Annotated in this window: 9 protein-coding genes, 2 tRNA genes and 2 rRNA genes; all 13 read right to left on the bottom strand. The window is 57.0% G+C overall.

Features of this window, described 5'->3' with window-relative positions; genetic code table 11:
* Positions 1 to 51 precede the first annotated feature (51 nt).
* Positions 52 to 2,943: ribosomal RNA gene (locus JET17_RS03840) — 23S ribosomal RNA — on the bottom strand.
* 236 nt (positions 2,944 to 3,179) lie between these two features.
* Positions 3,180 to 3,255, bottom strand: a tRNA-Ala gene (locus JET17_RS03835).
* Positions 3,256 to 3,279: 24 nt separating this feature from the next.
* A tRNA-Ile gene (locus tag JET17_RS03830) sits at positions 3,280 to 3,356 on the bottom strand.
* An 86-nt stretch (positions 3,357 to 3,442) separates the two neighbouring features.
* A 16S ribosomal RNA gene (locus JET17_RS03825) occupies positions 3,443 to 4,979 on the bottom strand.
* Together the 16S and 23S rRNA genes with 2 tRNA genes alongside form the textbook arrangement of a ribosomal RNA operon.
* A gap of 558 nt (positions 4,980 to 5,537) precedes the next feature.
* Positions 5,538 to 6,152: a protein-methionine-sulfoxide reductase heme-binding subunit MsrQ gene (msrQ, locus tag JET17_RS03820; protein ID WP_012312689.1), complete on the bottom strand. Its 615-nt coding sequence runs from the start codon at positions 6,150 to 6,152 to the stop codon at positions 5,538 to 5,540.
* Positions 6,152 to 7,165 carry a protein-methionine-sulfoxide reductase catalytic subunit MsrP gene (gene msrP / locus JET17_RS03815; RefSeq protein WP_012312688.1) on the bottom strand — a complete coding sequence of 338 codons (1,014 nt, stop codon included), beginning with the start codon at positions 7,163 to 7,165 and terminating at the stop codon, positions 6,152 to 6,154. Before msrP ends, msrQ begins: the two co-directional genes overlap by 1 nt.
* 76 nt (positions 7,166 to 7,241) lie before the next feature.
* Positions 7,242 to 8,093, bottom strand: coding sequence for a CDP-diacylglycerol--serine O-phosphatidyltransferase (gene pssA / locus JET17_RS03810; protein ID WP_012312687.1), 852 nt, complete (start codon positions 8,091 to 8,093; stop codon positions 7,242 to 7,244).
* A 150-nt stretch (positions 8,094 to 8,243) separates the two neighbouring features.
* Positions 8,244 to 9,260, bottom strand: coding sequence for a ketol-acid reductoisomerase (gene ilvC / locus JET17_RS03805; protein WP_012312686.1), 1,017 nt, complete (start codon positions 9,258 to 9,260; stop codon positions 8,244 to 8,246).
* A gap of 54 nt (positions 9,261 to 9,314) precedes the next feature.
* Positions 9,315 to 9,806, bottom strand: a complete 492-nt coding sequence (gene ilvN / locus JET17_RS03800; RefSeq protein ID WP_003250040.1) for an acetolactate synthase small subunit — start codon at positions 9,804 to 9,806, stop codon at positions 9,315 to 9,317.
* Position 9,807: 1 nt separating this feature from the next.
* On the bottom strand, positions 9,808 to 11,532 hold the full coding sequence (locus JET17_RS03795; RefSeq protein ID WP_012312685.1) for an acetolactate synthase 3 large subunit: 1,725 nt from the start codon (positions 11,530 to 11,532) through the stop codon (positions 9,808 to 9,810).
* A 414-nt stretch (positions 11,533 to 11,946) separates the two neighbouring features.
* Positions 11,947 to 12,273, bottom strand: a complete 327-nt coding sequence (locus JET17_RS03790) for a YqcC family protein (RefSeq protein ID WP_012312684.1) — start codon at positions 12,271 to 12,273, stop codon at positions 11,947 to 11,949.
* Positions 12,273 to 13,061: a tetratricopeptide repeat protein gene (locus JET17_RS03785; protein ID WP_042111138.1), complete on the bottom strand. Its 789-nt coding sequence runs from the start codon at positions 13,059 to 13,061 to the stop codon at positions 12,273 to 12,275. The genes JET17_RS03790 and JET17_RS03785 overlap by 1 nt, the downstream gene beginning before the upstream one ends.
* Before the next feature lie 15 nt (positions 13,062 to 13,076).
* Positions 13,077 to 15,398, bottom strand: coding sequence for a penicillin-binding protein 1B (gene mrcB / locus JET17_RS03780; protein WP_012312682.1), 2,322 nt, complete (start codon positions 15,396 to 15,398; stop codon positions 13,077 to 13,079).
* Positions 15,399 to 15,400: the final 2 nt, after the last annotated feature.

The raw sequence follows: 15,400 nt of genomic DNA, 5'->3' as shown, positions 1-15,400 counted from the left end.
TCTTTCGTCTTCACCACCGCAATCTGCAGAAGCAAATTGCTTGGGTGTTATATGGTCAAGCCTCACGGGCAATTAGTATTGGTTAGCTCAACGCCTCACAGCGCTTACACACCCAACCTATCAACGTCGTAGTCTTCGACGGCCCTTTAGGGGATTCAAGATCCCAGTGAGATCTCATCTTGAGGCAAGTTTCCCGCTTAGATGCTTTCAGCGGTTATCTCTTCCGAACATAGCTACCCGGCAATGCCACTGGCGTGACAACCGGAACACCAGAGGTTCGTCCACTCCGGTCCTCTCGTACTAGGAGCAGCCCCTCTCAAATCTCAAACGTCCACGGCAGATAGGGACCGAACTGTCTCACGACGTTCTAAACCCAGCTCGCGTACCACTTTAAATGGCGAACAGCCATACCCTTGGGACCGGCTTCAGCCCCAGGATGTGATGAGCCGACATCGAGGTGCCAAACACCGCCGTCGATATGAACTCTTGGGCGGTATCAGCCTGTTATCCCCGGAGTACCTTTTATCCGTTGAGCGATGGCCCTTCCATACAGAACCACCGGATCACTAAGACCTACTTTCGTACCTGCTCGACGTGTTTGTCTCGCAGTCAAGCGCGCTTTTGCCTTTATACTCTACGACCGATTTCCGACCGGTCTGAGCGCACCTTCGTACTCCTCCGTTACTCTTTGGGAGGAGACCGCCCCAGTCAAACTACCCACCATACACTGTCCTCGATCCGGATAACGGACCTGAGTTAGAACCTCAAAGTTGCCAGGGTGGTATTTCAAGGATGGCTCCATGAGAACTGGCGTCCCCACTTCAAAGCCTCCCACCTATCCTACACAAGCAAATTCAAAGTCCAGTGCAAAGCTATAGTAAAGGTTCACGGGGTCTTTCCGTCTAGCCGCGGATACACTGCATCTTCACAGCGATTTCAATTTCACTGAGTCTCGGGTGGAGACAGCGCCGCCATCGTTACGCCATTCGTGCAGGTCGGAACTTACCCGACAAGGAATTTCGCTACCTTAGGACCGTTATAGTTACGGCCGCCGTTTACCGGGGCTTCGATCAAGAGCTTCGCTTGCGCTAACCCCATCAATTAACCTTCCGGCACCGGGCAGGCGTCACACCCTATACGTCCACTTTCGTGTTTGCAGAGTGCTGTGTTTTTAATAAACAGTCGCAGCGGCCTGGTATCTTCGACCGGCATGAGCTTACGGAGCAAGTCCTTCACCCTCACCGGCGCACCTTCTCCCGAAGTTACGGTGCCATTTTGCCTAGTTCCTTCACCCGAGTTCTCTCAAGCGCCTTGGTATTCTCTACCTAACCACCTGTGTCGGTTTGGGGTACGGTTCCCAGTTATCTGAAGCTTAGGAGCTTTTCTTGGAAGCATGGCATCAACCACTTCGTCGCCTAAAGGCAACTCGTCATCAGCTCTCGGCTTTGAGATCCCGGATTTGCCTAAGATCTCAGCCTACCACCTTAAACTTGGACAACCAACGCCAAGCTGGCCTAGCCTTCTCCGTCCCTCCATCGCAATAACTGGAAGTACAGGAATATTAACCTGTTTTCCATCGACTACGCTTTTCAGCCTCGCCTTAGGGACCGACTAACCCTGCGTCGATTAACGTTGCGCAGGAAACCTTGGTCTTTCGGCGTGCGAGTTTTTCACTCGCATTGTCGTTACTCATGTCAGCATTCGCACTTCTGATACCTCCAGCAAGCTTCTCAACTCACCTTCACAGGCTTACAGAACGCTCCTCTACCGCATCACCAAAGGTGATACCCGTAGCTTCGGTGCATGGTTTGAGCCCCGTTACATCTTCCGCGCAGGCCGACTCGACTAGTGAGCTATTACGCTTTCTTTAAAGGGTGGCTGCTTCTAAGCCAACCTCCTAGCTGTCTAAGCCTTCCCACATCGTTTCCCACTTAACCATGACTTTGGGACCTTAGCTGACGGTCTGGGTTGTTTCCCTTTTCACGACGGACGTTAGCACCCGCCGTGTGTCTCCCATGCTCGGCACTTGTAGGTATTCGGAGTTTGCATCGGTTTGGTAAGTCGGGATGACCCCCTAGCCGAAACAGTGCTCTACCCCCTACAGTGATACATGAGGCGCTACCTAAATAGCTTTCGAGGAGAACCAGCTATCTCCGAGCTTGATTAGCCTTTCACTCCGATCCACAGGTCATCCGCTAACTTTTCAACGGTAGTCGGTTCGGTCCTCCAGTCAGTGTTACCTAACCTTCAACCTGCCCATGGATAGATCGCCCGGTTTCGGGTCTATACCCAGCGACTAAACGCCCTATTAAGACTCGCTTTCGCTACGCCTCCCCTATTCGGTTAAGCTCGCCACTGAATATAAGTCGCTGACCCATTATACAAAAGGTACGCAGTCACCTAACAAAGTAGGCTCCCACTGCTTGTACGCATACGGTTTCAGGTTCTATTTCACTCCCCTCTCCGGGGTTCTTTTCGCCTTTCCCTCACGGTACTGGTTCACTATCGGTCAGTCAGTAGTATTTAGCCTTGGAGGATGGTCCCCCCATATTCAGACAAAGTTTCTCGTGCTCCGTCCTACTCGATTTCATTGATAAGAGATTTTCGTGTACGGGGCTATCACCCACTATGGCCGCACTTTCCAGAGCGTTCCACTAATCTCAAACCAACTTAAGGGCTGGTCCCCGTTCGCTCGCCACTACTAAGGGAATCTCGGTTGATTTCTTTTCCTCAGGGTACTTAGATGTTTCAGTTCCCCTGGTTCGCCTCTTGCACCTATGTATTCAGTACAAGATACTCAGCTTATGCTGAGTGGGTTCCCCCATTCAGAGATCTCTGGATCACAGTCTGTTTGCCGACTCCCCAAAGCTTATCGCAGGCTACAACGTCTTTCATCGCCTCTGACTGCCAAGGCATCCACCGTATGCGCTTCTTCACTTGACCATATAACCCCAAGCAATCTGGTTATACTGTGAAGACGACATTCGCCGAAAATTCGCATGTTGCTCTTTCGAGCAGAACTCACAAATTTTACCTTAGCCTGATCACACACCAGTGAAAGTGCATGTCAGTCTATTTCTATCACATATCCGAATTTTTAAAGAACGATCTGACAAAAGTCAGAAATCAACATTCAAGCCGAATGCTCATTTCTAAGTTCTGACAAGTTACTGCAAAAGTGGTGGAGCCAAGCGGGATCGAACCGCTGACCTCCTGCGTGCAAGGCAGGCGCTCTCCCAGCTGAGCTATGGCCCCGTATTCTACGGCTGAACCATGTAATGGTAGGTCTGGGCAGATTTGAACTGCCGACCTCACCCTTATCAGGGGTGCGCTCTAACCAACTGAGCTACAGACCTATAACAGGGTCGCGTTACAGCATCGTCTTTATACAAAGAATCAAGCAATTCGTGTGGGAGCTCATCAGCAGGCTGATGTCGTCGATTAAGGAGGTGATCCAGCCGCAGGTTCCCCTACGGCTACCTTGTTACGACTTCACCCCAGTCATGAATCACACCGTGGTAACCGTCCTCCCGAAGGTTAGACTAGCTACTTCTGGTGCAACCCACTCCCATGGTGTGACGGGCGGTGTGTACAAGGCCCGGGAACGTATTCACCGCGACATTCTGATTCGCGATTACTAGCGATTCCGACTTCACGCAGTCGAGTTGCAGACTGCGATCCGGACTACGATCGGTTTTGTGAGATTAGCTCCACCTCGCGGCTTGGCAACCCTCTGTACCGACCATTGTAGCACGTGTGTAGCCCAGGCCGTAAGGGCCATGATGACTTGACGTCATCCCCACCTTCCTCCGGTTTGTCACCGGCAGTCTCCTTAGAGTGCCCACCATAACGTGCTGGTAACTAAGGACAAGGGTTGCGCTCGTTACGGGACTTAACCCAACATCTCACGACACGAGCTGACGACAGCCATGCAGCACCTGTGTCAGAGTTCCCGAAGGCACCAATCCATCTCTGGAAAGTTCTCTGCATGTCAAGGCCTGGTAAGGTTCTTCGCGTTGCTTCGAATTAAACCACATGCTCCACCGCTTGTGCGGGCCCCCGTCAATTCATTTGAGTTTTAACCTTGCGGCCGTACTCCCCAGGCGGTCAACTTAATGCGTTAGCTGCGCCACTAAAATCTCAAGGATTCCAACGGCTAGTTGACATCGTTTACGGCGTGGACTACCAGGGTATCTAATCCTGTTTGCTCCCCACGCTTTCGCACCTCAGTGTCAGTATCAGTCCAGGTGGTCGCCTTCGCCACTGGTGTTCCTTCCTATATCTACGCATTTCACCGCTACACAGGAAATTCCACCACCCTCTACTGTACTCTAGCTTGCCAGTTTTGGATGCAGTTCCCAGGTTGAGCCCGGGGCTTTCACATCCAACTTAACAAACCACCTACGCGCGCTTTACGCCCAGTAATTCCGATTAACGCTTGCACCCTCTGTATTACCGCGGCTGCTGGCACAGAGTTAGCCGGTGCTTATTCTGTCGGTAACGTCAAAACACTAACGTATTAGGTTAATGCCCTTCCTCCCAACTTAAAGTGCTTTACAATCCGAAGACCTTCTTCACACACGCGGCATGGCTGGATCAGGCTTTCGCCCATTGTCCAATATTCCCCACTGCTGCCTCCCGTAGGAGTCTGGACCGTGTCTCAGTTCCAGTGTGACTGATCATCCTCTCAGACCAGTTACGGATCGTCGCCTTGGTGAGCCATTACCTCACCAACTAGCTAATCCGACCTAGGCTCATCTGATAGCGCAAGGCCCGAAGGTCCCCTGCTTTCTCCCGTAGGACGTATGCGGTATTAGCGTTCCTTTCGAAACGTTGTCCCCCACTACCAGGCAGATTCCTAGGCATTACTCACCCGTCCGCCGCTGAATCAAGGAGCAAGCTCCCGTCATCCGCTCGACTTGCATGTGTTAGGCCTGCCGCCAGCGTTCAATCTGAGCCATGATCAAACTCTTCAGTTCAATACTGCTTGGGTTTTTAAGAAACCCTAAACTTGGCTCAGCAATCTCAAATGACTATGTGATTTCTCGCATGGTCACTTGTGATGCTGATAATCTTTTTGACTATCAGACCATACTCACAAGCACCCACACGAATTGCTTGATTCGATTTGTTAAAGAGCGTTTGGTTAAGAGCTTTTCGTCTCAACCGAGGCGCGCATTCTACGCTTTCCTCAGAGCCTGTCAAGCGTTTATTTTGAAGTTTTTTGCGAGAAACTCGTTTAGCTTCAAACACTTGGCTCGCTGCGATCTCTCGTAGCGGGAGGCGAATCATACAGCGTTTAGAAGCGCTGTCAACCACCATTTTAACCGCTATCGATCAGTCGACCGAAGCACCTCCAGTAGTACCTGGATTAAGCAACTCGTTGAATTTCAAGGAGTTTCTCGTTCCGACTGCGCTGGAAGTGGGGCGCATTATAAGGGGATTCGAACGCCCGTCAAGGCTTTAATTCAAGAAATTGAAATATAGGTGGAAATAGCCCTAAGCGTACCTGGTGTGGGCCGCTATCCTTCAAGCGCCTACGAAGCCACCCTTCCCCGCCGCCCCATAATGCGAGGCACTCGCCGCGCCACCGCCGGCACTCGCAGCACCATCAAGAAACCACCAATGACCGCGTAGATCGCCCACTCGCGCAAATCGGAGCGCACAATCCAAAGAAAATGCAGCAGGCCCAAACCGAGAATCACATATACAAGCTTGTGCAGTTTCTTCCAGCGCCCGCCCAAGCGGCGCTGACTGTAACGGTTGGAAGTCACCGCCAACGCCAGCAAACCAATGAAGCCGAGCGCACCCACAATAATGTACGGCCGCTTGCGCAGCTCGACGGCAAACTGCCCCCAATCCAGCCCCAGGATAAAGAACAGGTAGCAGAGCAGGTGCAACACGATATAGGCAAAACACCACAACCCCAGTTGCCGGCGCACAACGATCCACCCCGACCACCCTGTCAGCTTTTGCAGCGGCGTCATACTCAGCGTGATCAAAAGGAAGATCAACGCCCCCAGCCCAAGCCGATCCATAAGAATCTTCCCCGGGTCCGGTCCAAGCAGGTTCATGGCCGCCTCATACAACCACCACAGCGGAAACAGACAACCGACTATAAAGATAGCCAGGCGCAGCCAGGGATAACGCATCAATAGTTCTTCCGCAGGTCGAGGCCAGCGTACAGCGACGCCACTTCATCGGCGTAGCCATTGAACATCTGTGTCTGTCGCACGTTGGGACTGAACAGGCCACTGGGTAGCCGCCGCTCGCGCGCCTGGCTCCAGCGCGGGTGATCGACCTCGGGGTTCACGTTGGCATAGAAACCATATTCATCAGGCGCAAGACTCTCCCAGGTCGTGCGCGGCCGTTCGGCCACCAGGCTGATCCGCACGATCGACTTGATGCTCTTGAACCCGTACTTCCACGGCACCACCAGGCGCAGAGGCGCACCGTTCTGGTTGGGCAACTCACGCCCATACATGCCGACCGCCAGGATGGCCAGCGGGTTCATCGCCTCATCCAGGCGCAAGCCCTCCTCGTACGGCCAATCGATCAACGCGAACCCCGAACGCTGCCCGGGCATATGTTGCGGATCCTGCAGGGTCTCGAACCGTACATAGCGCGCCTTCGAGGTCGGCTCAACCTGCTTGAGAACTTGGGCCAGGGGAAAGCCCAGCCAGGGGATGACCATTGACCAAGCCTCCACGCAGCGTAACCGATAGATACGCTCCTCAAGCGCGTAGGGTTTGACAAAGTCTTCCAACGCATAGCGCCCGGGCTTGCCAACCTCGCCATCGACCACCACCGACCAGGGTTCGGTCTTCAGGCTCCCGCCATTGGCGGCCGGGTCGCCTTTATCAGGCCCGAACTCATAGAAGTTGTTGTAATGGGTGGCATCCTTGAAGGGCGTGATCGCCTCGTCCTTTACAGTCACCGCTTGCCAGCGCGTGTCAGGCAGCTTGCTGGTGAACCATGCCGGTGCGTTGCCTGCCTCGACATCTGCGTAACGCGATGCTTGGGCCGCGCGCGCAGCGAAAGGCATCGCACCCAGCGCAACGCCGGCCATGGAGCCACCCAACAGGGTACGACGGGAAAGGTAGATGCTTTCGGGAGTGATCTCCGACGCGTTGCAATCGGAAGACCTGGGAAGCTTTATAAGCATGACGGCTCCACAGCACTGGTTAACGGATGTACCAGTAAGACTGTGGAGCCGCAGGGTTATTCCATCATTAAATCATTCAGGATTTACGATGACGCCCTTTGAGCAGGAACTGGATCGGGCCGGAAGCGGCGTAGGCAAGGAAAATCAGCAGCAAGATGCGCGGCGGGTCGCTGAATACCACGGCAAACACCAGCACCACCGCGAGGATCGCCACGAACGGCACGCGGCCCTTGAGGTCGAGCTCCTTGAAGCTGTTGTACTTGATGTTGCTGACCATCAACATACCGGCTGCGGCAACCAGCAGTGCCACCAGGAACGACAACTTGGACCCCTGGATACCATAGTCGCTGAAGGCCCATACGGTACCGGCGACCACACCAGCGGCAGCCGGGCTGGCCAGGCCGATGAAGTAGCGCTTGTCGGCAGTACCGACCTGGGTATTGAAACGCGCCAGGCGCAGCGCGGCACCGGCCACATAGATGAAGGCGACCATCCAGCCGACCTTGCCCATGTCGCCCAGCGCCCAGCCAAAGGCCAGAAGGGCCGGAGCCACGCCGAAGGCGACCATGTCCGACAACGAGTCGTACTCGGCTCCAAAGGCGCTCTGGGTGTTGGTCATACGGGCGACACGGCCATCGAGGCCGTCGAGCACCATGGCCACGAAAATGGCAATGGCGGCAAAGGCAAAGTACTTGCTCGCCTCGCGCGGGTCACCAGCACTGAGGGCGCTCTGCGCGCTCATCGAGTTGATGATGGAATAGAAACCGGCAAACAGGTTGGCGGTGGTGAACAGATTGGGCAACAGATAGATACCGCGATGGCGCACTTTGCGCCCTTCGGCATCATGCCCTTCTTCAACGTGCTCATCGACAGGTAGCAGGCTTTCGGCGTCGGAGGGCTTGTTCGGCTCTTCGGGACGTTCGCTCATGGAGGGTACCTTGCAACAGGATGGAAAATGTTCGACACGGGCCCGCGAAACAGGTTCTGACGGCAGGCCACTGGTCTGCTTTATACCAGAAGCTGAATGCCAGAACGAAAAAACGCGGCCGAAGCCGCGTTTTTCATCATTCGATAAGACTCAGTTCTTGGTCTTGTCGACGATTTTGTTAGCCGAGATCCACGGCATCATCGAACGCAGTTGCTCGCCGATGACTTCGATACCGTGAGCGGCGTTGTTGCGACGCTTGGCGGTCATCGATGGGTAGTTGGTGGCGCCTTCGGAGATGAACATCTTCGCGTACTCGCCGTCCTGGATGCGCTTCAGAGCGTTGCGCATGGCCTTGCGGGATTCTTCGTTGATGACTTCCGGACCGGTGACGTACTCACCGTATTCGGCGTTGTTGGAGATCGAGTAGTTCATGTTGGCGATACCGCCTTCGTACATGAGGTCGACGATCAACTTCAGCTCGTGCAAGCACTCGAAGTAGGCCATTTCCGGCGCGTAGCCAGCTTCAACCAGGGTTTCGAAACCGGCTTTGACCAGCTCGACGGTACCGCCGCACAGAACAGCCTGCTCACCGAACAGGTCGGTTTCAGTCTCGTCCTTGAAGGTGGTTTCGATGATGCCGGTACGGCCGCCACCAACGCCCGAAGCGTAGGACAGGGCGACGTTCTTGGCGTTGCCGGAAGCGTCCTGGTAGATAGCGATCAGGTCAGGGATACCGCCGCCTTTGACGAACTCGGAACGCACGGTGTGGCCCGGGGCCTTCGGCGCGATCATGATTACGTCGAGGTCGGCACGTGGAACGACCTGGTTGTAATGGATCGAGAAACCGTGGGAGAAGGCCAGGGTGGCGCCCTTCTTGATGTTCGGCTCGATTTCGTTCTTGTACAGAGCGCCCTGGAACTCGTCCGGGGTCAGGATCATGACCAGGTCGGCAGCAGCGACGGCGGTGGCAACGTCGGCCACTTTCAGGCCGTGGGCTTCAGCCTTGGCAACGGTAGCCGAACCTTTACGCAGACCGACGGTAACGTCTACACCGGAGTCCTTCAGGTTGCACGCTTGGGCGTGGCCCTGGGAACCGTAACCGATGATGGCGACTTTCTTGCCCTGGATGATGGAAAGGTCGCAGTCTTTATCGTAGAAAACTTTCATGAAATACCCCTGGTTATATCTCGGCCCCTGCGGAGCCATCGCTAATTTTTGAATTTAGATGCTGAGCACTTTGTCGCCACGGGCAATGCCGGTGACGCCGCTGCGCACGGTTTCGAGAATCGATGCAGTGCCGATGGCCTGGATGAAGCTGTCCAGTTTGTCGCTGGTACCACTGAGCTGCACGGTGTACACGCTGGCGGTTACGTCGACGATCTGGCCACGGAAGATATCCGTGGTGCGCTTGATCTCGGCACGCTGGGCACCGGTGGCCTTGACCTTGACCAGCATCAGTTCACGCTCGATGTGAGCGCTTTCCGACAGGTCGACAAGCTTGACCACTTCGACCAGCTTGTTGAGGTTTTTGGTGATCTGCTCGATCACTTCGTCATGGCCAACGGTGGTCAGCGTCAGACGCGACAGGGTCGGGTCTTCGGTGGGCGCCACGGTCAGGCTTTCAATGTTGTAGTTGCGCTGGGAGAACAGGCCGACCACGCGGGACAAAGCACCGGGTTCGTTTTCCAGCAGCAGGGAAATGATGTGCCGCATATCAGGTACGCTCCGTCTTGCTCAGCCACATGTCACGCATCGAGCCATCCTTGATCTGCATCGGATAGACGTGCTCGGTACGGTCGACCGCGATGTCGATGAACACCAGGCGGTCCTTCATCGCGAAGGCTTCTTCGAGCTTCGGCTTTAGGTCCTTCAGGCTGGTGATGCGGATACCCACATGGCCATAGGCCTCGGCCAGCTTGATGAAGTCAGGCAGCGACTCGACATAGGAGTGCGAGTGACGGCCGTTGTAGGCCATGTCCTGCCACTGACGGACCATGCCCAGCACGCCGTTGTTCAGGTTGACGATCTTCACCGGCAGGCCGTACTGCATGCAGGTGGACAGTTCCTGGATGTTCATCTGGATGCTGCCTTCGCCAGTCACGCAGGCCACGTCCTGATCCGGGAAGTTGAGCTTGATGCCCATAGCCGCAGGGAAACCGAAGCCCATGGTGCCCAAGCCACCGGAGTTGATCCAGCGGTTCGGCTTGTTGAAGCGGTAGTACTGCGCCGCGAACATCTGGTGCTGACCGACGTCGGAGGTGACGAAAGCATCGCCGTTGGTCACTTCGCACAGGGTCTCGATGACGGTCTGTGGCTTGATGACGCTGCCGTCGCCCTTGTTGTAGGGGAACAGTTCGCCATTACCGCGCCACTCGTCGATCTGCTTCCACCAGGCTTCGGCCGCGGTCTTGTCTGGCTGCTCGCCGATTTCCTTGAGGATGCCGAGCATCTCGCTCAGCACGCTGTCGACCGGGCCCACGATCGGCACGTCGGCCTTGATCATCTTGGAGATCGACGCCGGGTCGATGTCGATGTGAATGATCTTGGCATTCGGGCAGAACTTGGCCGGACCATTGACCACGCGGTCATCGAAGCGCGCGCCGACCGCGAAAATCACATCGGCATTGTGCATGGCCATGTTGGCGGTGTAGCTGCCGTGCATACCGAGCATGCCGAGGAACTGGCGGTCGGTACCCGGGAAGCCGCCAAGGCCCATCAGGGTATTGGTGACTGGCAGGTTCAGCGACTTGGCAATTTCGGTCAGCGCTTCGGAGCCACCACCTAGAATCACACCCCCACCGGCATAGACGATCGGACGTTTGGCAGCCAGCAGCATCTCGGCAGCCTTGCGGATCTGGCCGGAGTGGCCACGCACTGCCGGGCTGTAGGAGCGCAGCTTGACCTTCTTCGGATAGACGTATTCGAACTTCTCGGCCGGGTTGGTCATATCTTTTGGGATGTCGACCACGACCGGGCCAGGACGGCCGGATTGCGCCAGATAGAAGGCTTTTTTCAGAACTTCAGGGATCTCGGTAGCGTGTTTGATCATGAAGCTGTGCTTCACGATCGGCCGCGAGATACCGATCATGTCGGTTTCCTGGAAGGCATCGGTACCCACCATGGTGCTAGGCACCTGGCCGGACAGGATGACCATCGGAATCGAGTCCATGTAAGCGGTGGCAATACCGGTGATGGCATTGGTCGCGCCCGGGCCGGAGGTTACCAGCACCACACCGGCCTTGCCGGTGGCGCGGGCGTAGCCGTCCGCCATATGGGTAGCAGCCTGCTCGTGACGAACCAGGATGTGCTCGACTTCCGGTTCTTTGAACAGGGCGTCGTAAACATGCAGGAGAGCACCACCAGGGTACCCGTAGATGTGCTTAACGCCTTCGTCACGCAAGAAGCGGACGACCATCTCAGCGCCAGATAAAAGCTCCACGTTGTTCACCTCTAAAACGCCAGAATACCGTCCCTAGTGGACGGGTCTTAATAGGTTTACTGCCAAGCAGAGCATGAGCGAACGTCAGCACTGACTGAGCAAGTATTGGGAGCGCCCCAGAGTGTTGCGGGGTTATCCCACCCAGCGCGAGGTAACGCGTTGCGGGGTGTAACAGGTCGGCGCGGGTGTGCGCCTCATGATCTGCTTAGCGGGTCTGCTTCTGGCAGTCCCTCTAAAGCGGAATCTGGATTCTTGTGATTTGGCGGCTACAAGTCAAGAAAAATTATTGCCAATTTTTCCTCAAGATGAATTCTTGCCACCACTAAAAACCAACACAGCAGCAGCAAAAATAACTTTTCTAAAAAAAAGAGCCACAATCTGCGGCCCTTGAAGGAAAAATAGAAGAAATCAGGCTCAAGCAGCGATCAATTGATCGAACTCTGCCAGCAGGCGCCGCAACTCACGACTCTGCTCCGGCCGATCGACGAACACCGTCTCGGCCATCACCAGAATGCTTGAGGCGTTGGGCAGCGGTTGACCAAGCTCGATGATGATCTTCATGCGCGGCAGAAATATCCACTGCAGCCACTGCTCGAAGCTCATGCTATCGACCGCAAAAGGCACCGTGCTGGCCAGAGCCTCATCGCTTGGCGGCTCGTCAGCCCACCAACCCTGCACGATCAACTCGCGCTCAATGAGCAGCAGGTGGTCGGCGATATCCAGAATACGCTGCTCGATCATCAGGAGTTGACCCGCGCTTTTTGCCGGGCCAGCGCTGCGCCGGCGCTGTCACCCTGTTTCTCACGGGCCTGGGCGATGGTATTCCACAGCTCGGCCTGAAGGTCAGGGCGACCATTGGCATAGGTCAGGGCACGGCGCGCCAACTGCTCGGCCTGCGCCGCATCGCCTTGGGACAGGCGCACCTGCGCCAGACGGAACAGTACCTGCGGCTCACGCGGGGCGATGCGCTGGGCACGCTCCAGGCTCGAGGCTGCACCGTTGAAGTCGCCACTGCCCTGTTGCGACTGGGCAGTGGTCAACAGTGCCAGCACCGGGCCATCGAGCTGCTCGTCAGCCGAGAGCCCCCCGGATGCAGCACTGCTGCGCGGAATGCCGGTCGGCGCGCTGGCAGCGGCCGGGGCACTGTTCATCGACGCGATGTCGAACGGTTCGTCGGCGATCGGGTTAGGGTTGGTCGCCATCGGTGCAGATGTGCCAGGGCCAGTGGTAATCGGCGTGGTGCTGATCGGGGCCACGCCATTGCCTGCGGGGAACGTCTGAATGCCCGTGGCACCGGCGCCTTGCGGAATCATCACGGTTACGCCGGAGTCCTCGGGCAGGGTCTGCGCTTGCGATGTGCCGTTACTGATGCCGGCCGCCGAGCGGTTGGCCGTCACGCGTTCGCTGTTGGACACCCGTGTGCTCGAGTCCACAACCGGGATGTTGCCACGCTGAACGCTTGAACAGCCCTGCAGCACCACCAGTGCCGTCACGGCAGGAAACCACCACTTTTTCACTTCACACCTCATCAATGCTGCCAGGGCTTAATTCATCCAGCCTTTGACCCAGTCCATGACCGATTCTGCCGGATTCTGCTCGCCGCCACAGATCGCGCCGGCGGGCGGTTCGCTCCCGCGAATATACGGCATCTGCACCGCTCCCGGACAGCTTGCGTCGGAACCCTGCCCACTGTAGGGGTCGATCCAGGCCTGTACAACGTTGTCCGGTTGCGGCATGTCCAGCGGCAGCGGGTCAGCCTTCTTCATGAAGCTGGTCCACACCTGCAGTGCGCCAGTGGCACCGGTGAACGGTGTCTTGCCGTTATCGTCTCGGCCCATCCACACCACCGCCAGCAGGTCCTGGCTGAAGCCTGAGAACCAGCTGTCACGCGAGTCGTTACTGGTACCGGTCTTGCCCGCCAGGGTCAGCGACCTGGGCAGCACGTTGTACACGGAGCGGCCGGTACCTTCGCGCATCACCCGCTGCATCGCGTTCTGTACCAGGTAGATGGAGCCCGGATCGAAGGTCTGCTGGATCTGGAACGGGTAACGCTTGAGCGGCTCACCTTCGGCGGTGAGCACACTGCGGATACCGCGCATCGGCGTATTGAAACCGCCATTGGCGATGGTCTGGTACATGGTCGCCACTTGCATCGGCGACATGCCACCAGCCCCCAGCAGCATTGCCGGGAACGCTGGCCAGTCGACATTGACCCCGAGCCGGCCGATGGTCTTGATGACGTTGGGCACACCCACTTCCAGGCCGATCTTGGCGGTCGACAGGTTGTAGGAGTTGGCCAGCCCCTGGTACAGGTAAATGGTGCCATGCGGGCGGCGGTCATAGTTTTGCGGGCGCCACACTTGGCCATTGGCGCCCTTGACCGAAAACGCCTCGTCCTGCACCCAACTGGTAAGGGTGTACTTGCTCGGCTGCTCCAGCGCGGTCAGATACACCGCCGGTTTGACCAGCGAGCCAATCGGCCGCACGGCATCGATGGCACGGTTGAAGCCGGCGAATCCGGCCTGACGACTGCCGATAAGCGCCTGCACCTCACCTGTTTCCGGGTTGGTCACGACCATCGCCGACTCGACCTCGTCAGCGCCTTTGCGCCCTGACAGACGCTTGAAGGTCTCATTCATCGAGGTTTCGGCCTTCATCTGCAGGATCGGGTCGAAACTGGTGAAGATGCGCAGGCCCTCTTCAGTCAAGTCTTCATCGCGATAGTCCTGGCGCAGCTGACGCTTGACCAGGTCGAGGAAGGCCGGGAACGAACTGTCGGCCAGGCTGCCTCGCTTGGTCACGCCCAGCGGCATCTTCTTCGCCGCATCGACCGCTTCCTGGCTCGCAACGCCCTGCTCGGCCACAAGGTCCAGGACCAGGTTACGCCGCGCCAGAGCCCGTTCGGGGTGGCGACGCGGGTTGTAGTAGGACGGCCCTTTGACCATACCCACCAACAGGGCGATCTGGTGCAATTTGAGTTCCGACAGCGGTTGGCTGAAGAAGAACTGGCTGGCCAGGCCAAACCCATGCACGGCGCGCTGCCCATCTTGGCCGACGAATACCTCGTTGAGGTAGGCCTCGAGAATTTCACGCTTGTCGTAGTGCATCTCCAGCAGTACGGCCATCATCGCTTCGGTCAGCTTGCGGCTGAGTGTGCGCTCGCTGGTCAGGTAGAAGTTCTTCACCAACTGCTGGGTCAGGGTACTGCCACCCTGGCGCATGGTACCGGCGGAAGTATTGACCCAGATTGCGCGAGCGATGGACTTGGGCGACACGCCGAAGTGGCTATAGAAGTCTCGGTCTTCCGTTGCCACCAGGGTTTCGAGCAAGTACGGCGGCACCTGATCGATCTTGATCAGGATGCGGTCCTCAAGGTTCTTCGGGTAGATGCCCCCGATCATCAACGGCTCGAGGCGCACCACATCCAGCTTGCCATTGTTGGCGCCGGACAGCCCGGCAACGTAGTCGCCGGAGAAGCGCACACGCACGAACTGCGCGGGTTCCATACCCTCGTAAAACTGGAAGCCGCGGGTGTTGAGGTCGACGGTGTTACCGTTGACAGCCGCAGCGCCCGGGCCATTGGCCGCGCTTTCACGCCGGTAGCCGAGGGCATCGAGTTCGGTGAGGAAGTCGTTCTTGCTCAGCTTCTGGCCGACGAACAGCTCCAGCGGCCGGGCGTACACCTTGGCAGGGATGGTCCAACGCTTGCCGGAGAACTTCTCCTGGACGACAGCATCGAGGTAAACCGCGAAGCCGGCAATGATCACCAGGCCGACCAGGCTGAGCTTCAACGCCCAGCCCAGCCAGGCGCGCGAGCGGCCGGTCGGGCGTTTCTTAGGAGTTCGGGAATTTCGGGTTCGAGTCATGG

The organism is Pseudomonas putida, from assembly GCF_016406145.1.
GTDB lineage: Bacteria > Pseudomonadota > Gammaproteobacteria > Pseudomonadales > Pseudomonadaceae > Aquipseudomonas > Aquipseudomonas putida_E.
This window is presented reverse-complemented; position numbering and strand designations above follow the sequence as displayed.